The organism is Dyella caseinilytica (genome assembly GCF_016865235.1).
Taxonomy (GTDB): Bacteria; Pseudomonadota; Gammaproteobacteria; order Xanthomonadales; family Rhodanobacteraceae; genus Dyella_B; species Dyella_B caseinilytica.
The window spans coordinates 1,752,978-1,776,379 of record NZ_CP064030.1 but is presented as its reverse complement, the minus strand read 5'-3'; the positions used below and the strand labels follow the sequence as shown (position 1 = coordinate 1,776,379).

The following is a 23,402-nucleotide window of genomic DNA, read 5'->3' as shown; positions in this document are numbered from 1 at the left end:
TATTTCGTCCGCTACTTTTTGTCAGCAGCCTGCTTGGGCCCAGAAGCGGTATTGCCTGGGCTTGCTGGGGTTTCGGTTTTTCCCGTCCTTAAATGGAACGGCGTATTGCCGAGCACCTCAATGTGGCCGCCGGCCTTGTTGAACGCAGCGATGTCCGAGGCAATGCGCTCGCTGGTCAGACCCCTGCCAGAGGAAGCTTTGGCAACAGCAGGAGTGGTGGTAGCAGGCACAGCGGGCGATGGCCCATTTGCGCTGCGCTGGTGAGTGTTAGACATAGAGGAGTCCTCTCATTTTTAAAGTGATATCGGTGACGCGATCATGGCCGGAGAAGCCGTCTCGTTCTGACGTTCGGCTTGATCGGTCTCTGGCCCAAATGCGAGAACTCACACACAAAGCGCTTTGTAGATTGAAAACCTTTGGTCTGCTCAGCGGCTGAAAAGCGCATCTCGACCGAATAACGGACACATGAAATGCATTGCGGCAGCCAATAAAGGGCTGGGTGTATCGATCGTTCGAATACCCGCATGATGGATAGGTAGCGCTGCCACCATACTCCTAAACACCTAGCCACGCAGGAAAGCCAATGCGGTCATTCCTGCTTTTAGCGTTCGGCAAGTCAAAGCGGCACAGCTACGGGACGCCTCGCGACGAACGCCCAATCGACTGGTGATGGCTCGCCACAAGGGCGTCACAACCTTGCTCCTACCTGACGGGTTGACATTGGGACGCACATTAATGAGAATAATTCCCATTAACAAACATCAATAACCGATATCGCGGTACCCACCAGATATCGCAAGGTGGGACTGGGAAATATCGCGAAATGGTGATGGTCTGCGCGCTTTTGCTGAGCTTTCTGGGCGCAGCGACGATTTATCTCACGCATCGGCAGCAGCGGCTGTTGCGCAGGCCGTTGGCGCTTGGCTACAACGTCATCGGCGTCATGGCCATTCTCGCCAGCCTGTGGTGCTGGTGTATCGCATCCGGCGCAGCGGCAGGCATTGCCGGCACCGCGACGACGCTGATGCTGGCATGGGTTGCGCTGCCCTATATGGCTTGGTGGCGCCGCAGGCACGCTGCCATCGTAAGAACTGAACAACCATGATCGGCCGTTGCCTGGCCGGCGTTTTGTTGGGATTTCCCTTAGCGGCAGTCATGCTCCGACTCTTTCTGCGCGTGCTGCCAAACGATGGAGCGGACTGGGTCATCCCAGCGCTAATCGCATTCTTCCCCTTATGGATGGCATGGATGATCGGCGCGTTCGCGTTTCGTAACGCGGTGCGCGCGTGGGCGACACTGGGCGGTGCCAATGCCGCCGCGTTCCTGATGCTCTGGTTGACCCACCATGCAGGGTAAGGAACTCGCGTCATGAAAGCCGCCACGCTTCGCACATTCCAGACGGTCCACACATGGACCGGTCTGCTGGCTGGCTTTGCGCTATTTGTAGCGTTTTACGCCGGTGCCTTGACGGTTTTCCACGATGCCATCGCGGCGTGGCAGAACCCTCCGTGGCGTACGGCGCGCGATGCGGATGTTCCGATCAGCACCCTGATTGAACGACTTGTCGCAGAACATCCGCAAGCCAAAGACGACTTCGGCATCATCTTGCCCAGTGATGCCGCGCATGCTGCGTATGCTTATTGGCAGGACGACCATGGAACGCGCTTTGCCACCTACAGCGAGATGGCCAAGCCCAGTGATGAAGCGAATCGCGGCAACCTGGCGGATTTCGTTTACGAACTGCACGATTCGCTTGGCATACCGGTAGTCGGCCTGTACCTGATGGGCATCGTGAGCGTGCTGTATGGCCTCGCGCTCATTTCAGGATTTCTGATCCATCTGCCACATTTGGTCAGCGACCTGTTCGCCATGCGGGTCAGTCATAACCTCAAGCGCCTGTGGCAGGACGCGCATAACGCCATCGGCGTGCTAAGCCTGCCCTTTCACATCATTTTCGCCGTAACAGGTTCTCTTCTTTGCCTGTTCACCATTACCCTCGCTGCGCTCAATACCGTCGCCTTCGACGGCAAGCTCTATGACGCTTTTGCGCAAGCAGTCACTACCGCTCCCAGCCTTCCAGTGAGCCATACCACGGCTCCAATGCTGCCGCCGGAAACGCTGATCGCACAGGCGCAGCAGGCGGCCACGACAGGTGGTGTAAGCAGTTTCGAACCCGATTATCTGCACTACATGCACTATGGTGACCGCAATGCCGTCGCCGAGGTACGCGGCTTGTCGCAGCACACGCTCGGCACCTACGGCACCGTGGCGCTTTTGGCGATGGATGGAAAAGCGCTGTCGACGCACGTTGGCACTCGCCACACCATCAACGGCATCACCAACTCAGCCATGTATGGCCTGCACTTCGGCACGTTCGGCGGCAATTTCGTCAAATGGCTTTATTTCGTGCTCGGGTTGGCAGGAGCGTTCCTATTTTACTCGGGCAATCTGTTGTGGATCGAATCACGGCGCAAGCGCCGCCATGTCGATCAGCCCACGCGTACGCGCGTTATGGCGCGCGCCACCATTGGCGTTTGCATCGGTACGTGCCTGGGTATTTCCGGCGCATTTGCCGCTGCCCTGGTGACCTCACATCTCGGCACCGATAGCGAGATCGCGCAGCGCGTCGCGTGTTATGGATTATTTCTGGCGGCCTGCATGTATGCCTGCGTGCGACCGATTCCCCGTGCCACAGTGGAATTGCTTGCAGCGACCAGCGTGCTGACCATCACCGTCGTTTGTGCCGATTTGATTGGCAATGCGTCGGCACTGCTGAATACCGCTTCCCCACAAAGCTTTGCCGTACTTGGCGTCGATCTGACCGGCATCGTTCTTGGCTTGATTTTCGCGCTCCTTGCGCGCGCCACAGCACGGCGTGCACGTCAGGGCGACCCACGCAGCGTATGGGCGCTTGCATCGACGTCATAGCTTTTCGCTTCTCATCTCATCGGCAAGCCATCGCCAGCCGAAAAATCACTTACCAAGGAGTTCCGCATGTCCGTGGCTGCCCGTTGTCACGCTTTGCATTTTTCCATGGCGCGCCGCCGCCTCGCCGTTTTCATTTTGTCGGCGCTGGCTGTTGGTATTGCGCACGCCGACGATAACGACCCGCAAAATGCGAAGGTGCTCGATCAGGTCAGCGTCACAGCGACCAGTGCACAGGACGCGTATCACGCAACCGAAGCAGATACCGGCGCATTGGGACAGCGAAGTCTGCTCGACACGCCTTTCAGTATTAGCGCGGTAACGTCGGATCTGATCCAAAACCGACAATCCATTGACATCAACGAGGCCTTTGCTGCGGATCCGGGTGTCACGCCACTGTCCAGCGGTTATTCCGGCGAATCATCAGGCATCGCGGTGCGCGGCCTGCCAGTGGATTTGCTCAACGGCTACAAGATGGATGGCTTGTCGATACCGAGTTGGGGGACTGATCTGCCACTGGAGGCCTTCAGCCAGATCGAATTGCTGAAAGGTCCAGGTGGTTTCATGTACGGCTTTGGCGCACCCGGCGGCATTATCAATTTCGTTTCCAAGCAGCCCACCCTGCAACCGTATGCGAGCTTCACACTCGGCTACATGAACGACGGTGTGCTCAGCGAAGAGGCCGATCTGGGCGGGACGATTGGTGGTCAGAGCGGCTGGGGATATCGCCTCAACCTCGTGCATGAGGATGGCAACACATTCGTGGACGATGGGCATATCCGGCGCAACGCTGCCTCGCTCGCCTTGACCAAAGACATCACCTCCAACCTGCATTGGCACTTCAACAGCATCTACCAGGATCGCGACGTTCAAGGCACCTACTACGGCATCCTCCTCGCCCCGGGTGTAAGCACACCGGCGCCCTTGCCAGGCGACCAACGCGTCAGCCAGCCCTATACCGGTTACCAAACCACGTATCGCGTCGCCAACACCGGCGTGACCTGGGATATCTCACCTGACTGGAGCTTCCACCTTGATTACAGCTACGCCAACCAGACGCGCGAGAACCACGACAGCGCGCTGACCATCACAGATAACCAGGGCACCTACACCGACCTCAATTACCTCGGCTATTCGCGCTACGACTACCAGCAGTGGCAAGGCATGTTCAACGGCACAGTGATGACAGGCGCGATCAAGCACGATCTGGTGTTCGGCGCTTCCTGGCAAGCCCTGGACGAGCATTATCCCTCCGGCTTGTTTACCACCAGTCAGCTTCTGGGCACCGGCAACATCTTCGATGCGCCGATCTTCCCCAATCCTGACACGCCAGTGAGCCATGCCACCTACCTGGCGGAAACGACCACGCAGCGTGCGCTGTTCGCCAGCGATACGGTGACGTTCTCGCCGCAGTGGTCCGCCCTGCTCGGCCTGCGCTACATGGAATACATCGATACGTCGTACAACCAGGGCAGCACCACGCCCAGTGCGCGCTACACCAAGAATCCGCTCACACCCACCGCTGCGATCATGTACAAACCCATCGCACCGGTCACGCTGTACGCCAGCTATGTGCAATCGCTGGAGCAGGCCAGCAGTGCACCGGAAACGGCTGCGAACGCTTACCAGACTTTTTCGCCGACCATCAGCAAACAGTTCGAGTTCGGCGCCAAAACCGAATTCGACACTTGGAGCACCAACCTCGCGCTGTTCCAGGTTCAGCGCGGCCTGCAGTACCTCAACAACGACAACGTCTACGTACAGAACGGACAGACACGTTATCAAGGCATCGATTTCTCGGCACAGACTCACCTGGGCCAGAACTGGATGCTGATGGGCGGCGTGATGTATCTGGACGCTACCAACGTGCAAGCCGCCGCTGATGTGGATGGCAAGCGCGCATACGGCGCACCACGGCTGCAGGGTAATGTGTACGTGGAATACAGCGTGCCACAGGTACCCGGCCTGTTCCTGACTGGCGGTGCCCGCTACGTTGGCAATGAAGCGGTTGACGCCAACAACAGCAACTTCATCGGCGCGTACCACACCTTCGATCTGGGTGCGCGCTACACCACGACGCTGGGCAGTCATCCAGTGACCTATCGGGTCGGGCTGGACAACCTCACCAACGAGAAGTACTGGCTGACCAGCTGGGGCTTCATTCTCAACCAGGGCACCCCGCGCACCGTACGTGCCAGCGTGACATTTACGCTGTAACAAGCTGATTATTGCGGCTTTCACGCCACCTTGACGGGTCTCGCTTCAAAAACGCAACAGCCGAAAGTTCTTGCATTACCCGGATGCAGCCATGTGCTGCATCCGCTATCCGGCGCCTGAGGGAATTCAGGGCCGCTTCGCAGGGAGAAAGGCATGTTGCATAAGAACCGTGCAAGACCCACTCCGCTCGTTTCCCGCCCCCGTTTGCTGAATGCCTATGCCGCCGTGCCGGCGTTGCTGCTGTACATGTGTCATCCAAGCGCGCTTTATGCCGCTTGCACCAGCACAACACCGGCAAGTGGCACCACCGTAACCTGCAGCGGCTCGGGCGTCGCGCCGGTGACAGCGCAATCGGGCAGCAGCAATGTCACCATCATGGTCACCAGCAATGTGAACTTCGGCAACACGCGCGCCGTCAATCCGGTGTCCTTCAGCGTGAACCAGGCGAGCCAGATCACCAACAGCGGCACTCTGTCGCTCACGGGTGGCGGCGGCACCGGCACCAATCGCGGTGCGGCGTTGCTCGGCAGCGGCGACAGCAACACCATCACCAATGCCGCGGGCGCCAGTATCACCACTACGGGGGCTTACAACGATGGCATGGCGGCCAACGGCAACGGCAATACGTTGATCAACAACGGCTCAATCAGCACTTCGGGGCCGAATGCTTACGGCATGACAGCCGCGTGGGGCCAGACGAATACCGGTCAGGCGAACAACAACCTCAGCAACAGCGGCTCTATCACGACATCCGGCAGCAATGCGCGTGCGATGTCGATCCTCGGCCAGAACGGCACGATCACCAATACCGGTACGCTGTTGACCACGGGCGCCAGCAGCACGACCGCCTATATGCAGGGCAACAACGACAAGCTGGTCAATAGCGGCACCATCCAGGCACAGGGCAGCAGCGCCGATGCCGTGTTCTCCAATACCGCTGGATCAAGTTTCACGGCCAACATCCAGAACCTGGCTGGCGGCCAGATCATCGCCCAATCGGGCGCGGCTGTCCGCACGCTCAATGGCGCCAGCATCGTGACCAATGCGGGCTTGCTGGAAAGTCACAGCGGCGTAGCGGTGCAAATGGGCACCGGCGTGAATACGCTGATTTTGCAGACAGGCTCGCAGATCATCGGCTCTGCCGATGGTGGCGGCAGTAAATCGGCAACCGTCATTCTGCAAGGCACCGGCAATGTCACCAATGCCTTTACGCGCTTCCAGACCTTGCTTGCTCAAGGCAGCGATTGGAGCTGGAGTGGCAGCGGTGCGTTCAATACGGCGCAGATACAAGGCACGTTCAACCTCACGGGCACGGTCAGCGGTGCCGGAACATCCACCGATACGCTGACGTTCAACGGTGCGACGGTGACAGGCGTCGCAGGCTTTACGAACTGGCCCACCGTGAACGTCACCAACGGCACCCAGTTGACGATGGATGGGACACTGACCGTTGGCAATGCAGGCACCGGAACCGGTACTGTCACTATCGATGCAAGCAGCACCTTGCTCGCGGGCAATGGTGCGAATGGCGGCATCAGTCCGTATGCCAGCGGCCAATGGGTCAACGTAAGCAATGCCGGCACCATTGACCTCACCAACGGCGGCTCGACAGCCGCCAACACCTTCACCATCACCGGCAACTACACGGGCAATCAGGCGAAGCTGCTGTTGAATACGGTGCTGGGTGACGACAGCTCACCATCGGACAAACTTGTAATCAGTGGCGGCACCGGCAGCGGCGACACGTCCATCCACGTGACGAATGCGGGAGGTTCCGGCGGACTCACCACCACCAACGGCATCATGCTGGTGGAGGCGGCGAATGGTGCGACGATTGCATCCAGCGCGTTCACCTTGAATGGCGGTTCCATCCAGGCAGGCGCCTATACGTATTATTTGTTCGAAGGCGGTGTCACGCCTGGCACATCGAACAACTGGTATCTGCGTTCCAGCATGCCGGCGGAAATCACGGGAACACCAACCCCTACGCCTACGCCTACCCCAACACCTACACCTACACCGGCGCCCACTCCTACTCCTACACCCACTCCCAGCACACCGATTGCCGCAGAAGGCACTCCCCCATTACCAACACCGCCTCCAGCGGGGGATCCACCGGTGCCGCTGTACCGACCTGAAGTGGCGCTTGATTCCGCCATTCCTTCCGTCGCTGCACAAATGGGGCTGATCCAGCTTGGCACTTTTGACCAACGGCAAGGTGGCCAGCTGCAGGTCAATGGTGATGGCTGGGTGCCTGCCGCATGGGTACGCGTGCTGGGATCGCATAACGACCAGCAACAAAGCGGCGGCGCAACACCACGCTTCGACGGCAATATGGAAGGCGCGCAAGCCGGGCATGACATTTACGCGTTCGGTGACGAAAGCGGCCAGCGCGATCACATCGGGCTCTTCGTCGGCTACACGCATGCCAATGGTTCCGTGAACGGCAACGTCGGCGGCTTCGATGATGTTCGCGCCGGTGACCTGAGCAGTCACGGCGATAGCGTGGGCGCGTACTGGACGCTTATCACAGCATCCAATGCGTATATCGACGCCGTGCTGATGGGCACCTGGTTCAACACCAATGTGAATTCCATCCAGAGATTCCAGAACAACACACGCGGGCGTTCGGTGAGCGCATCGCTGGAGACTGGCAAGCCGATCGCCTTGACCTCGCATCTTTCGCTGGAGCCGCAGGGGCAAGTCATCATGCAGCACATCACCACCGATGGCTTCCAGGATCCGGTATCGACGGTGACATTCAATCCCACCAATGCCGTTACCGGCCGTGTCGGGGCACGATTGCTTGGCAATTTCCCGAACGATGCGCAGCAATGGCAGCCGTATCTCAAACTCAATCTGTGGCGCAGCTTCCACCGCGACTACAACACGGTCTTTGCGGGTACGGATGCCATTCCCAGCAATCTCGCCAGTACCGCGCTGGAATTCGGCGGCGGTGTCAGCGCAACGTTAACGGAACATGTCAGCTTCTACGGCGAAGCCAGCTACCTGCACAACATAGACAGCCTGCACCGCCGCGGCGCGATGGGAGACTTGGGGGTACGTATCCGTTGGTGAAATCCACCCTATGGGAACCCTCTCGCCGTCACTAAGGGTCTTATAAGTAAGTCGGGGCAAGCTTGGCCTACCCTTCAGACTAGGTTTGCCCCATGCATCGATCGTTGTCCGTTGCCGTTTGTACCGCATTGCTCGCCTCCTTCACCGCCCTGGCTGCTACGCCGTCCATCGAGGGTGCGGCGGCGCAACCTGCCTACAAGCTGATCAACCAGCTGAAACTTGGTGGCGCCGGTGGTTGGGACTACCTCAGCTTCGATGCCCAGCGCCGCCATCTGTTCGTCAGCCGTGGTGACCATGTGGCCGTGATCGATGTCGATGCAAACAAGCAGATCGGTACGATTCCGAATACCAATGGCGTACATGGCATTGCCATCGCGCAGGATCTGCACCACGGCTTCACCAGCAACGGCAAATCTGACTCCGTCACCGTATTCGATCTGGATACGCTCAAGACAGTCACCACGATTACCGGCACCGGACAGAAACCCGATGCCATTCTTTATGACCAGGCATCGCATCATGTGCTGACGTTTAACGGCAAGAGCGGCAATGCCAGCGTGATCGACCCGTCGAAGAATGCCGTCATCGCTACTATTGCACTGCCTGGCAAGCCCGAATTTGCGGCGACGGACAATGCCGGCCACATTTACGTCAATATTGAAGACAAATCCGCGCTGGCAGAAATCGACAGCTCCGCTAACAAGGTGCTCAATACCTGGTCGCTAGCGCCTTGCGAATCGCCTAGCGGGCTGGCGATGGATGCTACGCATCAACGGCTGTTCTCTGTCTGCGATAACCGCACCATGACGGTGCTCAATGCCGTCAACGGCCATCATGTCGCGACGGTGGCGATTGGCGATGGTCCGGATGCCGTCACCTTCGATGCCTCCGAAGGGATGATTTACAGCTCCAACGGAGAAAGCGGCACCCTTACCGTCGTCCATGAGGACGACCCCGATCACTACCACGTCGTTGCTGATGTACCCACCCAAATCAGTGCACGCACCCAGGCACTGGATCCACTCAAGCACCGTATCTATCTGTCAGCTGCGCAGCTGGGCACGGAAAAAGACGCACGTGGACATCAGCAAGTGGTACCTGGAAGCTTTGCCATACTGACCGTGGGCAAGCCCTGATATCAGGCCGGGGCGAGAGTGTCGGCCGTTGCCATCACTCTCGCCTACTCGCTGGCGGACAAAGGCGAAGCCGCTTTGGCACTGGCGAATAAGGGAAGCGTGACGCGCACCCGCAAGCCACGCCCCGAGGACGCATCCAGCAACTCGATCGTGGCGTCATGCAACTGGGCGGCACGCTGCACGATCGACAGACCCAGCCCATAGCCATCACCGCTGCTGCTCGCTTCGCGATGGAACCGCGCAAATACGCTTGCGCGGCGTTCGGCAGGAATGCCAGGGCCATTATCGATCACTTCGATCACCGCCTTGTCGCCATAACGCTCAAGCGCCAATTGCACCATGCCATGACCGGGTGGCACATGATGCATGGCGTTCTCGATCAGGTTACGCAACAGAGCCGCGAGCGCAGCTTCGTAGCCATGCACAGGCAGGCTTTGCTCATGCTCCAGAAAGGCGAAATCGGTGCCGCTCTCGCCAAGCAGTGGCGCTAGCTCGTCAATCACGTTCATGGCCAGCACCACCAGGTCGACTTCACGCCGCTGCCCTGCTGCTGCACCCGCTTCGATGCGCGCCAGGGCGAGCAATTGCTCAATGCGCCGAGCCAATCGCGAGAGTCCGGACTGCGCGCTGATCAGGGCAGTTTTAGTGCCTGGCTGGACTTCGCCGGACATCGCCGTATCAAGATGAATCATGGTAGAGGCAAGCGGCGTGCGTAGCTCGTGCGCAACGTCGGCGCTAAAACGGCGCTCGCGTTCCAACGCATCCTCCAGACGTTCCAATTGCGAGTTCAAAGCTTGCACGACCGGTTGCAGTTCCTGCGGCGCTTGATCCAGCTGGATGGGTTGGCGGCTGCCTGGCGCACGCGAGGCGAGAGCCTGGGTCAAACGTTCCAGCGGACGCAATCCACGTCCCACGGCCCAACCGACCAGCACGGCCAGCAGGGGCAGTCCGATCAGTTGCGTTAACCCGAGGTCTACCGACAGGGCATGTGTAATGTCGCGACGGCTATCGTCGCGTTCGCCCATGCGGATGACGACACCGTTGGCCTCGTCGGTCAAGGTGAACACGCGCCAGCCATAGCCTTCAAAGAAATAATTTTCGAAGCCAGATATCAGCGTATGTGGCAGCGGCAGTCGCGCCAGGTTGGCGGTGGTCAGCTGGATCTGTCCATGCCGGTCGAGCAATTGATAGCCGACTTCTGACTCGTAGGTGCGACCATGCATCAATTCTTCTTCGGCCTTGCGGCCGATAATCGGCACGATCAACGGCCCCTGCCCTTGCTTGCGGATCGATGCCACGCCGCCATTCTGGATCAGCACATCCAGCGTGCGTGCGGACTGCGCGAGGCGCCCGTCCAGCAGCTCGCGCGTTTCCTTCAACGTGCTGTGATAGCTATACAGGCCCAGCGGCAGCAGCACGGCCACCAGCACAGCGATGATCATCCAGCGCAGACGTCCGCGCAGACTCAATGGATTCACGTGGGATCCCTGGGAATCATGTAGCCCACGCCACGAATGGTGCGGATAGCGTCGAAGCTCAACTTGCGGCGCAAGGCATGCACTTGCACTTCCAGCGCGCTGCTGCCGACGGAGTTATCGAGTCCATAGAGGGAATTTTCCAGATGCTCGCGGCGCACGATGCGCCCGGCGCGTTCCATCAGGATGCGCAGCAGCGAGAATTCGCGTCGGGTCAGCTCCACGCGCTTGCCGCGGTATTCCGCCTCAGAAGTACCAATGTCCAGGCTGATCACGCCGACATCGATACGATTCGCTGCCAGACCTTGTGCGCGCCGCGTCAGCGAGCGAATGCGCGCGCTAAGTTCTTCGAGATGGAAAGGCTTGACCAGGTAGTCGTCCGCGCCAGCATCCAAGCCACGCACACGCGCCTCAAGCGCGTCGCGCGCGGTCATCACGATCACCGGTGTATTCACATGGGCACGGCGGGCCTCGGCCAGTACCTCCAGGCCGTCCTTGTTGGGTAGGCCAAGATCCAGCAGTACTAGGTCGGCCGTCTGGTCACGCAGGGCTGTCAAAGCCTCCCGGCCATCGCGTAGCCAGGTCACGGCATAGGAAATCTGCTCAAGGGCGTGCTTGATGGCCGTTCCCAGTTGCAGGTCGTCTTCGACCAGGATGATGTGCATAGCCCTCTTACCTTCACCAACCATACCCGGAGGTATTGTCTCAACCTTTCATTTTGCCGGGATTGGCTTAGGGAGATCTTATCCCGATCATCACACCCCATAGACGTTTTACCGCCCCCTTTCACCGTCATGTAACCGTCACGTGTCCCTTTGATCCAGCGCAACTGGGCGCTAAACGCGGGCTAGCGCACACATCGAAATCAAGTGAAGGATTCCGCAGCTTTGGTTCACGCCCGCTGCACGTGTGCGTCGCGACAGTACGCCGGCTTTGAACATCAAAGCACACGCCATGGATATTTGGCTGGGGAGTCGCCTTTTCATCAGGTTATGTTTCGCTGCGCTTTGAGGGGCAACGCCCTTCGTTTGCGATGGACCGCTTTGTCATCATCTTGAGAGGAGTGCGCGATCTATGAAACCCTTTTTTGTCAGGCGTTCGTCGTGGTTCGGTAAATGGATGATTGCCGCTGTGTCGCTGGTCGGTTTGACCGGCATCGCACAGGCCGTCGATGACGCACAACCGCAAGCTGCGCTTACGACTGTCAGTTCGCTCGCCCCGAACTTTCGGCCGCAGAACGTTCCACTCGACTATGTCATCACCCCCAACGGCTACTTTGCCGCATCCTGCGTACACGCCGTAGCCAATGGTGAAAAAGTCCACGCCGATGGCAGCATCGAAGCCTTGGACGGTTCGATTCGCAAGCCCGCTGCATGCACCCTGCCGCACTACACCCAGAGCGGCGTGCGGATTGAAGCGAATGGAGCCTTCGGAATCGTTCCGCAAAGCAAGAAGCCTGCCTCCAGCTACAGCGGCTGGCTGCTTACTGCGGACTATGTCAGTTCATCCGATGTAGGAAGCATCTCCGCCACTTGGACCGTGCCGAGCAATCCCAGCAAGACCACCGATCAGGTGGATTATTTCTTCCCCGGTCTGGAACAGAACGACAGCAATCCGGATTCCATCTTGCAACCGGTGCTTGGATATAACGCCTTCAGCGGTTCCGGTGTAAGCGAGTGGACACTGTCCAGCTGGAATTGCTGCTACGCCGGCAGCACCTACTACAGTGGCCCGATCAACACAGCAGCCGGACATGAGATTTACGGCATCGTCACCGCAACCTGCACTAGCACGAGTACAAGCAGCACGTGCGCCAAGATCACCAGCACCGACGAAACCAGCAAAACATCCACGACCTTTACCACCAGCCCCTATGGCGCACTGACCTGGGTCTTCGGTGGCACGCTGGAGGCCTACAACATCTCCAATTGCGACCTATTACCTGCAAGCGGATCAGTCGCCTTCACCAGCATCGTGGTCAAGAACATGAGTGGCACAACACTCAGCAATCCCTGGAGCCCCGACAACATCATCGGTTCATCGGGCCCGAATTGTAACTATGGTATTTCCACCAGTAACGGCAGCGTCACGCTGAAGTATTGACGCGAGCGTCCTGCCACCGGCAGGACATATTTCGGTCATCTGGAGAGTAGCCAGGTACCCCGCCATGTGGGGTACCTGGCCCCTTAGACTCATGCACTGCCCGATAAGTCCGTGCTAGGCTAATCGACGTTAAAGACATTGATGTCGGTTCGAGGACCACGGAAGGCGCCTTCGCCCACCCGTGGTGTTGCTTGGCACTACAGGGGCGTAGCCTTGAGCAGTATTCCCAGCGATTTCGATTTGAACGCAGCCTGGTACCGCAAGGCCCAAGGCGACCTGAAGGCATTCATGGAAGCCTTTGCAGTGCGGCTCGAGGGCGCCATGCCCGGACGGGTTTCGGTGGAACGCAAGAAAGATGGACTGTTTTCCAAGAGCAGCCATGCTTCCCGAATAAGCGTTGAAGCGCACGACCATCTCTACGTTCTGGAACTTCAGAAAGAACGACTCTCCGCTCATCGCAGCAAGTCGGTGCACGGCGTCACACTAAGCACCGAACACATGGCAGTGCCCACGTGGCTGAGCGCACTGCAAGGCGATATCCAGACGCTGGCCGAGCACGCGGGCAATGCACAGAGTGTGCTGCACGACTTTCTGATGTCCTAACGCCATAACCACGCCGTCATGATAACGGCGTATCCATCGAATCCCGCTGCAAGGAATACAGCATGGAGTTTCGAGATGTCTTGGTTTAACCGTTTTCGAGGCAATGCCTCCCTTCCCTCTACACCAGATTCAGCTCAACAAGACTTTGCGGGCGATGCCGCAGAACGGCTAAAGAAGTGGGAAAGTGCGCTGCTGCATCATCACCTTCCCGATTTCGTCAAGCATCGCCTGGCCGAAGCAGGCAACGGCAAGTTGCCATGGATCGCCACGATGACACCTGTGGAACTGGCGCAGACGCATCGTTATCGCGTGCGTCCTATCGCCATGGTGTCGGGCACGTGCTGGTACCACTTCGGCTACTCCTGGACGAATGGGCACATCAATGGTTGGCACACTGCATTGCAGCGCATGAAGCAGGAAGCGGTTGCGGCCGGAGCCAATGCCATCATCGACGTGCGCATGCGCAAGATCGAACTGGAAGTGGAATCCAGCATGGACTTCACCGTGATCGGCACCGCAATCCGTATCGAAGACATGCCGCCCAATCCGGAGCCCGTCGTCGCCACGGTGTCGGCATTGGAATTCATGCGGCTGCTGGAGGCAGGAATCGTGCCTACCGGCATTGCCATCGGCGCCCATTACGAGTGGCTGACCAACTGGCAAGGCAGTCTCATGCCTCTGGATGCCCGGGGCGGCTGGCTCAACCAGCCGCTGACTACGCTAGGCAACTTCTGGGAGCGTGTACGCAAAAAAGCTTTGAGCGAGCTTCGCCAGGACGTCCACAAGTACGGCAACGGCGCGTTGGCGCATATCCATTTTGGCGAGCTGCTAAAAGTGGAAGACGACAACAATCCCCGCTATCTCGGCCGGCACATCGTGATCGCTACTGTTACCGACGGAGAGCGCTACCGTTCGGTGCCGCACGATATCCGCCACGTCGTGGATATGTGCGATGGCCCCTCACCGCTGATCAAACCGCGGCCGAGCACCCACAACGTTTATGACACCAATCAGGAAGAGGGTTCGATATGAGTGACGGCATGGCGATTCCACAACATGCGCTGGAGCGTTTGAAAGGGCTGCGCAGCGAAGGACATCCGGGCGGGATTTTCACATCGGATTTCTCAGTCAATGAATTTTTGCTGGTGCGCAAGGCTGGTTTTGAACCGGTTGGCCTGTGCGTGGGTTCATGCATCTACCACCTGGGCATCCAGTATGCGAGCTGGAGTCAGAACCAGGAAATGAGCGTTCTTTCCCAGGCCATGTATCACGCGCGCGAACTGGCGATGTCGCGTATGCGCGCAGAAGCTGAGGGTATGGGCGCGGACGGGATCGTTGGAGTTGAGCTCACCGTCAAGCGTATGGAGTGGGATGACAAGATCCTGGAATTCATCGCCATTGGCACAGGTGTTGTCCACGCCAAGGGACATCCGGGATACAAGGGCCATAACGGCAAGCCGTTTACCTCCGATCTTTCCGGCCAGGATTTCTGGACCTTGCTGCAGTCCGGCTATCGCCCACTGGAGATGGTCATGGGCTCGTGTGTGTATCACGTTGCACACCAGGGCATGTTCAAGTCGCTGGGCAATATTGGCAGCAACACCGAGCTGACCAACTTCTCGCAAGCACTCTACGACGCGCGGGAAATTGCGATGGAACGGATGCAGCATGAGGCCATCGCCGTTAAAGCCGAAGGTGTGGTTGGTGTGGATCTGCACGAAGGATCGCACAACTGGCAACCGCACATCATCGAATTCTTTGCCGTGGGTACCGCGGTCACACCCATCACCACCGAACGGGATGCTTCGACCATCCCCGACCCTCAGCTAGTGCTGTCGGTCAACAATTGATACGGGAGAACGCACATGAGCATCCTTGGACGCATGGCCGACCTGCTGCAGGCCAAGACACATGCACTGCTGGACAAGATGGAAGATCCGAATGAGCTGCTGGATCTTTCCTATGAAAAGATGATCAGCGGACTGCAGGAAACCAAGCAGCATCTGGCCGAAGTCGTCACCGAGCAGAAAATGCTGGAACGGCAGATGGACCAGGCCAAGCAGGAAGCCGATCATGCTCAGGATAATGCACGGCTTGCGCTGCAATCCTCCCGCGAGGATCTGGCACGCGAAGCGCTAAGCAAGCGTCAGGCAGCGTTGGACAAGCAACAATCACTGGCCAAGGCACACGACAACATCACAGCCCAGGTGGAGAAGCTGGTCGGCTACCAGAAAACGCTCGAAACCCGCATCGAGCAGTTCCACACGCAGAAGGAGGTGATGAAAAGCAGCTACACAGCAGCTCAGGCGCAGGTAAAAGTCACCGAATCCTTGACTGGCGTGGGCAATCGGCTCGGCCAGGTCGGCGACACCCTGCGTCGTGCCGAGGACAAGGTGAGTGGCGCTCAGGCCAAGGCCGATGCCATGGACGGGCTGCTGAAAGCCGGCATCCTGAATGACCCGCTTGATCGCCGCAGCAGCACCGAGAAAGAACTGGACGACCTGCGCAGCCATAGCGCCGTCGATGCAGAGCTCGAAAAGCTCAAGGCCGAGCTCGGCAAATCCTGATGTCATCCGGGCTGCCGGCCCAAAACCCGGCAGCCCGCTCTCCACGACTATGCGCAAGACGGCGATATGCTATCGCCATGACACGCGCCACCCCGCCCCGCCTCGATCACGACGACCGTGCCCTGCACACGCTGCAGCGCAAACATCCTCGCGGCACCTTCGTTGAACCGCATGCGCATGAATGGGCGCAGGTGCTCTATGCCATCGAAGGTGTGATGTGGGTGGAGGTCGGACAGGAGGCTTTGGTGGTGCCGCCGCAACGTGCGGTGTGGCTGCCGGCGGGTTTACCGCATTCGATCCGCATGATGAGCGCGGTGCAGATGCGCAATCTTTATCTGCAACCACAGGTCGTCACATCGTTGAGTCCGCGTGGCGAAGTATTCGAAGTCAGCCCGATGCTGCGGCAACTTATCGTAACGATGACCGAAGAAGGTGATCTTCGCAGCGATGACTATCGTGATGCAGCGTACCGCCTGATCGTGCTGGAATTGCTAGCCGCCAAACACAACTCGCTACGCATCGCCCTGCCCAATGGTGCGGACCGCCGCCTTGGATCAGTGTGCCAGGCGGTCATCGACAACCCATCGCAGGACATCAGCCTGGAGCAGCATGCAGAACGCGCGGGCGCCAGTGTGCGCACGATCTCCCGACTGTTCACGCAGGAATTAGGCGTGGGTTTTGCCGAATGGCGGCGTCAGGTCCAGTTGGCGGTCGCCACCTCGCGCCTCGCCGAGGGCCACGCGATCAACGCCATAGCGCGCTCGCTGGGCTATCAGCCGAGCAGCTTCAGTGACATGTTCCGCCGCGAACTCGGCATGCCCCCGGTGGCTTACAAGTCGGCCGACGACAATGACAGAAGCACCGATCCGTAACGGCGTCAGCCCCACTTGTCCGAAATTCGAACGCCTTTGACCGATGTCACGCACACCGGTCGCCTAAACTGACGCTATGCAAAGCTGTTCAGGATCAAGGCGCACATGAAGGCTCTTCAATTCACCGGTCACGGCGGTCCAGACGCGCTGGATTATGTCGACGTCGCCACCCCATCCATCGATGCGGACTCCGCCCTTGTGCGCATTCTTGCCGCTTCGGTGAATCCCAGTGACGTGAAAAACGTTTCCGGTCATTTCTCCCACACCACGCTGCCTCGCATTCCAGGGCGTGATTTCAGTGGCGTTGTGGAGCAAGGGCCCAAGGATTGGCTCGGCGCTGAAGTCTGGGGTACAGGCGGCGATATCGGCTTTACTCGCGACGGGACACATGCGCAATACATCCGGATACCGGCGAGCGCATTGGCGCGCAAGCCTCGCACACTGGATCACGGGCAGGCGTCCGCCATCGGGGTCAACTTTGCCGTCGCCTGGCTTGGCGTCATCGATTACGCGCAACTGCGCGAAGGCGAGACGATCGCCGTGATCGGCGCAGGTGGCGGTGTGGGCGGCGCGGTGACGCAAATCGCCAAATCGCTGGGTTGCCGCGTGATCGGGATCGATCGCCAGCCCATCGATGCAGACTCGCCTGCGGGCAAACTTATCGACGCGTTCGTGCCGTTCGATAAGCACACAGTAGAACGCGTGCGGAGCCTCGATCAACTGTGCGATGGCGTCGATGTCGTCTACGACAGCGTCGGCGGTATTGCCTTCGAGATGGCGCTTGGACTGGCGAAACGGCGCGGACGCGTCGTGGAAATCAGCGGGACCGGACGCCGCCGTGTCGAATTAGACCTGATCGATTTCTACCACAACGAAACACAGCTGCTCGGTGCAGATAGCGCGAAGTTAGACGTGGTGGAATCAGCGCGGCTGATGCGAACCATTGCGCAAGGCTTCGACAAAGGAAAGTTCGACGCGCCGGTGATCGCCCATCGTTACGCACTCGCCGAAGGGCGCGAGGCCTATCAAGCCGTAGCCAATGGCACAGCGGGCCGTGTGGTGCTGCTTCCCTGATTCAACACATCCCGTGCAGGAGATCCTATGAAGCCATACCTCATTTCCCTGGCCGTCGGCGTGCTGGTCGGCGTTATCTACGGCCTGCTGCGGGTGAAGTCGCCCGCCCCTCCTACCGTTGCGCTGATCGGGCTGTTCGGCATGCTGGCCGGCGAACAGCTGATCATGATTGTTCGCAATATGCTGCGCTGAGCGGCCGCTCAGTCGCTGCTGGCTGCCTTGGGCTTACGTCCCCGGCGGGGCTTCACTTCCGTTTGGGCGATCAAGCTTTGCAGGTACGCAATGCCCTCTTCCTCCGGAAAGAAAGACACCACATCCGCTACCGTCAGATTGTGGCGTTGGCGGAGCGCCAGGAACTCCTCTTTTGCCCGCTCCATAGCTGACATGGCGGCTTGTTTCGCCGTGGGTTTCTTCGTTCCACGGTCTTGTTCGATCTGCTTGTCGAGCGCGGCCAGTTCTTCCTGGAAGCGGCGGAAGGCATCTTTGGGGAGGGTCATGGCAACTAGGGGTATTGCGGGAACGCCGATTGTCTCACATGAAGCAAGGCCTTAGCGGCCGAATCATCAGCGGAAATCGAGGGAAATGCCCCAGTGCCACCGAAACCGTGTCACATCAGACACTCGCCACATCCGCGTTTTAAAGCACCTTGGTGCGTATGATAGCTCTCAGGCGCAGAATACCGCTCCTTGGCAGCGCATCTGGTCGATTTTGTGTCGACCTGGACGATAACCAACCTACCTCATTTTCTATGCTGCGCCTGTGGTCTGGCGGAGCAGGCAGCGGCTTGGTCTGTTTCTGTCGAAGCGGTTGGTGAGGGTCGATGAACTGTTTATATGCGTTCAGAACGTTTCTATCGTCGATGATGTGTCCATCCATTTCCGATTCGATTTCTCACATTGCCTCCACAATCTGTCAGAACCCGACACGTGTCAGCTTGGATAACATTGACTTGCCCAACTCCACTGCTGGCGAACGTTGCAGTGATTTGTGTAGATATAGCCAATCCCATCAAAGGCAAAAATGGACGCGATAATGTGGGCTGCCGTTGACGCCAACGGCACCCAAGACACGTCGAAGGCGATTGACAGACAAGCGCCTATGCAAACATAAATGTTGACTAGCCACTGTGGAGCGATGACTTTGCTCCAAACAAGAATGCTTGCTTTGCGGAACACATATATCCGCCGTGTTTGAGCTTTGGCATCAACAGTACTGAAAAGTACAAATAATACGAACAAATACGAATCCAAGAGAAAATAAACACGCGGCTAAAAATAAGCAGCGTGTTTATTGCATTTGGACTGCTAATCTTTATAACCTACCCATTCGAAACACCCGTCAACAAGGACCATGCATGGCTATCGATCTAAAATCTCTGTCTCCCAAAGAACTCAAGGCACTTATTGCAAACGCCGAATCGCACATGCAGGATGCAAGGGCCAACCAGATCCAGGAAGTCAGGAAGAAGATCGACGCTTTGCTAAGCAGCTCCGGCCTCAGCCTGGCCGATGTCTACCCCACTCGTGGTGGCAAGGGTGGAAAGCGCGGTTCGGTCGCACCGAAGTACCGCAACCCGGATGACCCCAGCCAGACCTGGACTGGCCGCGGCAAGCGCCCTCTGTGGTTCGCGGCGGCAGTGAAACGTCGGGGTGTCACGGCGGAAAGTCTGCTGATTGAAGGGGCTAAGGCCAAGGTTGCACCGGCCAAACGAGCTGCCAAGAAGGCTGTTCGCAAGAAGGCTCGCAAGCGCTGAATTCAGTAAGAGGTTAGTCAGTAAGACCTTAAAGCCCCATGATGTAGTTGTGGGGCTTTTTGTTTTGAAAACTGGCATCAACGATCGTTATCGTATGGCGGGCGGGATTGTTCGGCCCGTCCATGGGCCGAACCCCTCCGCGCGTAGCGCTCCGGGGCCAGCCTTCGGCTGTCCAAATTTGTTCCAGACAAATTTGTCGAACCTAGTGGGTTCGTCCACATCACCCTCTCCGCCACCCATAAAAAAACGCCCTTAAGGGCGCTTTTTTATGGGTGGCGGAGAGGGTGGGATTCGAACCCACGGTAGGCGTAAACCTACGGCAGTTTTCAAGACTGCTGCCTTAAACCACTCGGCCACCTCTCCAATTTGTGTGACCGCTACGCAGCAAGCTGCGCCGATCAAGGGGGCTAATCTTATCAGGAACCGCGCGCGCGAGGGCTATTTGAACCTTTGCGAGAAAGCGAGAACAACGCCCATGCCATGATGATCACCGGGATCAGTCCGCCTAGTACTGGGAACAACATCACAGGATGGCGCACGATCATGGGCAGGATCTGCGTGGCCGTGGCGAAGGCGATGATCCACAGGCGCCAGCTACGGCGCTTACGGGCGATCCAAAAGCTGGCGATGACCAAGATGAGCGCAACGCTGCTGAGTACCAGATCGAGTATGGGCAGTTCCCATACCGTGGCGAAGCTCAGGCGCGTGCCGATCACGGAGGCAAGCACGAACATGAGGAAGTAACTGGTGTAGAACTCCACGTTGTCCCATGACGTGCGCGCCGGGGTGTTCATGCGATTTTCTCCACGCCTCCCATGTAGGGGCGAAGGGCTTCGGGAAGGGTGATGGAACCGTCGGCGTTCTGGTAGTTCTCCATCACCGCAATCATTGTGCGGCCCACAGCGAGACCGGAACCGTTGAGTGTGTGGACCAGCTCGGGTTTGTTGGTTTCCGGATTGCGCACACGGGCCTGCAGACGGCGAGCCTGGAAGTCTTCGCAATTGGAGCAACTGGAGATTTCGCGATAGGTGCTCTGGCTGGGCAGCCACACTTCCAGATCGTAGGTCTTGGTGGATTGGAAGCCCATGTCGCCGGTGCACAGCAACAGCTTGCGATACGGCAGGTTGAGTTTTTGCAGCACTTTTTCGGCGTGCCCCACCATTTCCTCAAGCTGCGCATAGGATTCGCCAGCCCGGGCCACCTGCACCATTTCCACTTTTTCGAATTGATGCTGGCGAATCATGCCGCGCACATCGCGGCCATAACTGCCGGCTTCGGCGCGGAAGCACAGTGAGTGCGCGGTAAAGCGCAACGGCAATGCATCAGCATCCTGGATGCTGTCACGCACCAGATTGGTAAGCGAGACTTCGGCGGTCGGAATCAGGTAACGGCGCGAATCGCCCACCTGTGTCGCAAACAGATCTTCCTCGAACTTCGGCAGTTGGGTGGTGCCGAACATCGAATCGCTGTTGACCAGCACTGGCACGTTGCATTCGAGATAACCATGCTCGCGCGTGTGCAGGTCGAGCATAAACTGGCCAAGGGCACGGTGCAGATGCGCCAACTGGCCACGCAACACGGTGAAACGCGCACCGGAGAGCTTCGCGCCAGCTTCGCCATCCAGCCAGCCGTGCCGTTCGCCGAGGTCGACGTGGTCCTTTACCTCGAAGTCGAAGCTGCGCGGCGTACCCCAGCGGCTGATTTCCTTGTTATCGGTTTCGTCTTTGCCGATAGGCACCGACTCGTGCGGGATATTCGGAATCAGCCACGCAATGTCCGACAGCTGGGTCTGTACCTCAGCCAGGGCAAGCTCGTTGGCCTTGAGCTTGTCGCCGATGCCGGCGACCTCGGCCATCAGCGACGCCACATCCTCGCCCTTAGCCTTGGCCTGGCCAATGGCCTTGGAACGGGTGTTGCGCAGGTTCTGCAGATCCTGGGTTTCCGTGGACAACTGCTTGCGCTGGCTTTCCAGTGCCTCCACCGAGGCCACATCGAGCACGAAGCCTCGGGTTTCCTTGAGGCGTGCAGCGGTTTCGGCCAGGCGCGAACGCAGCAATGAGGGGTCCAGCATGTTCGGATCCGGTGTCAGGGCAAGAATGGGGGATTATCGCTGCGGCACCTACGCTGTCGCAACGCGGCAAGCCACCCCATGCCACCACGCACGCCACCAGGGCACCTGCCAGCAGCTACTGAACTGGCTCGGCCAAGGCCGGGCCAGGACGGCGTTCAAATCATCCGCCCTTCCCCTTTCCCCCGCTACGCGCCTGCGCGCGTGCCTCACGCAACCCTGAAAGCTTCTCACGCAGCTTCAGCTCGAGCCCGCGCTCCACCGGCTGATAGAACTCGGTGCCGATCAGCGCATCGGGCAAGCATTGCTGATCGAGCGCAATACCACCTTCGACATCGTGATCGTATTGATAGCCCTTGCCGTAACCCAGACCTTTCATCAGCTTGGTCGGAGCATTACGCAAATGCATCGGCACTTCGAGCGTGCCGGTTTCACTGACCACTGCCCGCGCCTGGTTATAAGCCATATAAGCGGCATTGCTCTTGGGTGCGATAGCCAGCCAAATGACCAACTGCGCCAATCCCAATTCACCTTCGGGACTGCCGAGGCGTTCGTAGGTGTCCCAAGCATCCAACGCCATGCGCCACGCGCGCGGTTCGGCCAGACCGACATCTTCGACGGCCATGCGCGTGAGGCGACGTGCGAGGTAGAGCGGATCGCAACCGCCATCCAGCATGCGCACCAGCCAATACACCGCTGCATCAGGATCGGACGAGCGCACGGATTTGTGCAGCGCCGAGATCTGATCGTAGAACTGCTCACCACCCTTGTCGAAACGGCGCGTGCGGTCGGCCAGCACTTGCTCAAGCGTGGTGTTGTCGATCGTCTGACCGTCAGCCAGTTCGGCCGCGATTTCCAGCAATGTCAGCGCACGGCGTACATCGCCATCGGCAGCCTGGGCGATCAGTTGCAAGGAGGCATCGGCAACGTCCAGCTTCAGCGCGCCAAGACCGTGTTCGTCATCAGCCAGCGAACGTCGCAACGCGGCAGCAATATCGTCCGGCGACACGGCATCCAGCACATGCACACGGCAGCGCGACAACAATGCTGAATTGAGTTCGAAAGACGGGTTTTCGGTGGTGGCGCCGACAAAGATGATCACGCCGCGCTCGATGTGCGGCAGGAAGGCATCCTGCTGCGCCTTATTGAAGCGATGGACTTCATCGACAAAGAGCACCGAGCGCCGGCCTTGGGCAAAATTGGCCTCAGCTTCGGCCAGCGCCTTGCGTACATCGGGTAACCCTGAAAGCACCGCAGAGATGGCGCGAAAATCCGCGTCTGCATAGCGTGCCACCAGCAGGGCCAGCGTGGTCTTGCCACAACCTGGTGGCCCCCAAAGCACCATTGAATGCACGCGCCCGGTTTCCAGCGCACGCCGGAGGGCCTTACCCGGCGCAAGCAGGCGCTGCTGCCCGACGATCTCATCAAGACTACGCGGACGCATGCGCTCGGCCAGGGGCTTCAGCTCTTCGGAATCCGTCGCGAACAGCTCGGAGGTGTGGTGCGGTCGATCCATGGCCGCATGATAGGA

General features: G+C 58.8%; 22 protein-coding genes and 1 tRNA gene. 15 read left to right on the top strand and 8 right to left on the bottom strand.

Annotation, left to right across the window (positions count from 1 at the left end):
• Positions 1-11: 11 nt before the first annotated feature.
• Positions 12-275 carry a hypothetical protein gene (locus tag ISN74_RS07705; RefSeq protein WP_188799618.1) on the bottom strand — a complete coding sequence of 88 codons (264 nt, stop codon included), beginning with the start codon at positions 273-275 and terminating at the stop codon, positions 12-14.
• Between the two features lie 548 nt (positions 276-823).
• Here ISN74_RS07705 and ISN74_RS07700 point away from each other — a divergent pair.
• From ISN74_RS07700 to ISN74_RS07675, 6 genes are all read left to right on the top strand, one after another.
• A complete protein-coding gene (locus ISN74_RS07700; protein WP_188798772.1) occupies positions 824-1,105 on the top strand; it encodes a hypothetical protein in 282 nt (93 codons plus the stop codon).
• Positions 1,102-1,356 (top strand): hypothetical protein, encoded by a 255-nt coding sequence (locus ISN74_RS07695; RefSeq protein WP_188798771.1) that lies wholly within the window; start codon positions 1,102-1,104, stop codon positions 1,354-1,356. The genes ISN74_RS07700 and ISN74_RS07695 overlap by 4 nt, the downstream gene beginning before the upstream one ends.
• A 12-nt stretch (positions 1,357-1,368) precedes the next feature.
• Complete coding sequence (locus tag ISN74_RS07690) at positions 1,369-2,928, top strand: PepSY-associated TM helix domain-containing protein (RefSeq protein WP_188798770.1); 1,560 nt, start codon at positions 1,369-1,371, stop codon at positions 2,926-2,928.
• Between the two features lie 66 nt (positions 2,929-2,994).
• The gene (locus ISN74_RS07685) at positions 2,995-5,142 is read left to right on the top strand and encodes a TonB-dependent siderophore receptor (RefSeq protein ID WP_188798769.1); all 2,148 of its coding nucleotides are present in this window, start codon (positions 2,995-2,997) and stop codon (positions 5,140-5,142) included.
• Between the two features lie 153 nt (positions 5,143-5,295).
• Positions 5,296-8,220 carry an autotransporter family protein gene (locus ISN74_RS07680; RefSeq protein WP_188798768.1) on the top strand — a complete coding sequence of 975 codons (2,925 nt, stop codon included), beginning with the start codon at positions 5,296-5,298 and terminating at the stop codon, positions 8,218-8,220.
• Between the two features lie 92 nt (positions 8,221-8,312).
• Positions 8,313-9,356 (top strand): YncE family protein, encoded by a 1,044-nt coding sequence (locus ISN74_RS07675; protein ID WP_188798767.1) that lies wholly within the window; start codon positions 8,313-8,315, stop codon positions 9,354-9,356.
• 44 nt (positions 9,357-9,400) lie between these two features.
• On the opposite strand, the gene ISN74_RS07670 is transcribed toward ISN74_RS07675, so the two are convergent.
• Both ISN74_RS07670 and ISN74_RS07665 read right to left on the bottom strand, forming a co-directional pair.
• Positions 9,401-10,834: an ATP-binding protein gene (locus ISN74_RS07670; RefSeq protein WP_229679072.1), complete on the bottom strand. Its 1,434-nt coding sequence runs from the start codon at positions 10,832-10,834 to the stop codon at positions 9,401-9,403.
• Complete coding sequence (locus ISN74_RS07665) at positions 10,831-11,496, bottom strand: response regulator (protein ID WP_188798766.1); 666 nt, start codon at positions 11,494-11,496, stop codon at positions 10,831-10,833. Before ISN74_RS07665 ends, ISN74_RS07670 begins: the two co-directional genes overlap by 4 nt.
• Before the next feature lie 409 nt (positions 11,497-11,905).
• On the opposite strand from ISN74_RS07665, the gene ISN74_RS07660 reads away from it, so the two are divergent.
• From ISN74_RS07660 to ISN74_RS07625, 8 genes are all read left to right on the top strand, one after another.
• The gene (locus ISN74_RS07660) at positions 11,906-12,934 is read left to right on the top strand and encodes a hypothetical protein (protein WP_188798765.1); all 1,029 of its coding nucleotides are present in this window, start codon (positions 11,906-11,908) and stop codon (positions 12,932-12,934) included.
• A 213-nt stretch (positions 12,935-13,147) separates the two neighbouring features.
• Positions 13,148-13,537, top strand: a complete 390-nt coding sequence (locus ISN74_RS07655; RefSeq protein WP_188798764.1) for a hypothetical protein — start codon at positions 13,148-13,150, stop codon at positions 13,535-13,537.
• A 75-nt stretch (positions 13,538-13,612) separates the two neighbouring features.
• Positions 13,613-14,569 carry a heavy metal-binding domain-containing protein gene (locus tag ISN74_RS07650; RefSeq protein WP_188798763.1) on the top strand — a complete coding sequence of 319 codons (957 nt, stop codon included), beginning with the start codon at positions 13,613-13,615 and terminating at the stop codon, positions 14,567-14,569.
• Positions 14,570-14,577: 8 nt separating this feature from the next.
• A complete protein-coding gene (locus ISN74_RS07645) occupies positions 14,578-15,387 on the top strand; it encodes a heavy metal-binding domain-containing protein (protein ID WP_203546717.1) in 810 nt (269 codons plus the stop codon).
• Between the two features lie 15 nt (positions 15,388-15,402).
• Positions 15,403-16,104, top strand: a complete 702-nt coding sequence (locus tag ISN74_RS07640; protein WP_188798761.1) for a PspA/IM30 family protein — start codon at positions 15,403-15,405, stop codon at positions 16,102-16,104.
• A gap of 77 nt (positions 16,105-16,181) precedes the next feature.
• Complete coding sequence (locus tag ISN74_RS07635; RefSeq protein ID WP_188798760.1) at positions 16,182-16,976, top strand: AraC family transcriptional regulator; 795 nt, start codon at positions 16,182-16,184, stop codon at positions 16,974-16,976.
• A gap of 105 nt (positions 16,977-17,081) precedes the next feature.
• Positions 17,082-18,050, top strand: coding sequence for a quinone oxidoreductase family protein (locus tag ISN74_RS07630; protein WP_188798759.1), 969 nt, complete (start codon positions 17,082-17,084; stop codon positions 18,048-18,050).
• Between the two features lie 27 nt (positions 18,051-18,077).
• Positions 18,078-18,242: a DUF1427 family protein gene (locus ISN74_RS07625; RefSeq protein WP_188798758.1), complete on the top strand. Its 165-nt coding sequence runs from the start codon at positions 18,078-18,080 to the stop codon at positions 18,240-18,242.
• An 8-nt stretch (positions 18,243-18,250) separates the two neighbouring features.
• Here the strand turns inward: ISN74_RS07625 and ISN74_RS07620 are convergent, their stop codons facing one another.
• The gene (locus ISN74_RS07620; protein WP_188798757.1) at positions 18,251-18,547 is read right to left on the bottom strand and encodes a 2-hydroxyacyl-CoA dehydratase; all 297 of its coding nucleotides are present in this window, start codon (positions 18,545-18,547) and stop codon (positions 18,251-18,253) included.
• A gap of 857 nt (positions 18,548-19,404) precedes the next feature.
• On the opposite strand from ISN74_RS07620, the gene ISN74_RS07615 reads away from it, so the two are divergent.
• On the top strand, positions 19,405-19,803 hold the full coding sequence (locus tag ISN74_RS07615) for an H-NS histone family protein (protein ID WP_188798756.1): 399 nt from the start codon (positions 19,405-19,407) through the stop codon (positions 19,801-19,803).
• A 273-nt stretch (positions 19,804-20,076) separates the two neighbouring features.
• Here ISN74_RS07615 and ISN74_RS07610 read toward each other — a convergent pair.
• The 4 genes from ISN74_RS07610 to ISN74_RS07595 all read right to left on the bottom strand — a co-directional run bounded on the left by ISN74_RS07610 (position 20,077) and on the right by ISN74_RS07595 (position 23,387).
• Positions 20,077-20,166 (bottom strand) — tRNA-Ser (locus tag ISN74_RS07610).
• A 53-nt stretch (positions 20,167-20,219) separates the two neighbouring features.
• On the bottom strand, positions 20,220-20,597 hold the full coding sequence (locus tag ISN74_RS07605; protein WP_188798755.1) for an LrgA: 378 nt from the start codon (positions 20,595-20,597) through the stop codon (positions 20,220-20,222).
• On the bottom strand, positions 20,594-21,874 hold the full coding sequence (gene serS / locus ISN74_RS07600) for a serine--tRNA ligase (protein WP_188798754.1): 1,281 nt from the start codon (positions 21,872-21,874) through the stop codon (positions 20,594-20,596). Before serS ends, ISN74_RS07605 begins: the two co-directional genes overlap by 4 nt.
• A 160-nt stretch (positions 21,875-22,034) precedes the next feature.
• On the bottom strand, positions 22,035-23,387 hold the full coding sequence (locus ISN74_RS07595) for a replication-associated recombination protein A (protein WP_229679070.1): 1,353 nt from the start codon (positions 23,385-23,387) through the stop codon (positions 22,035-22,037).
• Between the last annotated feature and the right edge of the window lie 15 nt (positions 23,388-23,402).

Bases quoted from the DNA above. Each gene is read 5' to 3' on its own strand.
- ISN74_RS07705 (WP_188799618.1), bottom strand. From the start codon at position 275: ATGTCTAACACTCACCAGCGCAGCGCAAATGGGCCATCGCCCGCTGTG.
- ISN74_RS07700 (WP_188798772.1), top strand. From the start codon at position 824: ATGGTGATGGTCTGCGCGCTTTTGCTGAGCTTTCTGGGCGCAGCGACG.
- ISN74_RS07695 (WP_188798771.1), top strand. From the start codon at position 1,102: ATGATCGGCCGTTGCCTGGCCGGCGTTTTGTTGGGATTTCCCTTAGCG.
- ISN74_RS07690 (WP_188798770.1), top strand. From the start codon at position 1,369: ATGAAAGCCGCCACGCTTCGCACATTCCAGACGGTCCACACATGGACC.
- ISN74_RS07685 (WP_188798769.1), top strand. From the start codon at position 2,995: ATGTCCGTGGCTGCCCGTTGTCACGCTTTGCATTTTTCCATGGCGCGC.
- ISN74_RS07680 (WP_188798768.1), top strand. From the start codon at position 5,296: ATGTTGCATAAGAACCGTGCAAGACCCACTCCGCTCGTTTCCCGCCCC.
- ISN74_RS07675 (WP_188798767.1), top strand. From the start codon at position 8,313: ATGCATCGATCGTTGTCCGTTGCCGTTTGTACCGCATTGCTCGCCTCC.
- ISN74_RS07665 (WP_188798766.1), bottom strand. From the start codon at position 11,496: ATGCACATCATCCTGGTCGAAGACGACCTGCAACTGGGAACGGCCATC.
- ISN74_RS07660 (WP_188798765.1), top strand. From the start codon at position 11,906: ATGAAACCCTTTTTTGTCAGGCGTTCGTCGTGGTTCGGTAAATGGATG.
- ISN74_RS07650 (WP_188798763.1), top strand. From the start codon at position 13,613: ATGTCTTGGTTTAACCGTTTTCGAGGCAATGCCTCCCTTCCCTCTACA.
- ISN74_RS07645 (WP_203546717.1), top strand. From the start codon at position 14,578: ATGGCGATTCCACAACATGCGCTGGAGCGTTTGAAAGGGCTGCGCAGC.
- ISN74_RS07640 (WP_188798761.1), top strand. From the start codon at position 15,403: ATGAGCATCCTTGGACGCATGGCCGACCTGCTGCAGGCCAAGACACAT.
- ISN74_RS07635 (WP_188798760.1), top strand. From the start codon at position 16,182: ATGACACGCGCCACCCCGCCCCGCCTCGATCACGACGACCGTGCCCTG.
- ISN74_RS07630 (WP_188798759.1), top strand. From the start codon at position 17,082: ATGAAGGCTCTTCAATTCACCGGTCACGGCGGTCCAGACGCGCTGGAT.
- ISN74_RS07625 (WP_188798758.1), top strand. From the start codon at position 18,078: ATGAAGCCATACCTCATTTCCCTGGCCGTCGGCGTGCTGGTCGGCGTT.
- ISN74_RS07620 (WP_188798757.1), bottom strand. From the start codon at position 18,547: ATGACCCTCCCCAAAGATGCCTTCCGCCGCTTCCAGGAAGAACTGGCC.
- ISN74_RS07615 (WP_188798756.1), top strand. From the start codon at position 19,405: ATGGCTATCGATCTAAAATCTCTGTCTCCCAAAGAACTCAAGGCACTT.
- ISN74_RS07605 (WP_188798755.1), bottom strand. From the start codon at position 20,597: ATGAACACCCCGGCGCGCACGTCATGGGACAACGTGGAGTTCTACACC.
- serS (WP_188798754.1), bottom strand. From the start codon at position 21,874: ATGCTGGACCCCTCATTGCTGCGTTCGCGCCTGGCCGAAACCGCTGCA.
- ISN74_RS07595 (WP_229679070.1), bottom strand. From the start codon at position 23,387: ATGGATCGACCGCACCACACCTCCGAGCTGTTCGCGACGGATTCCGAA.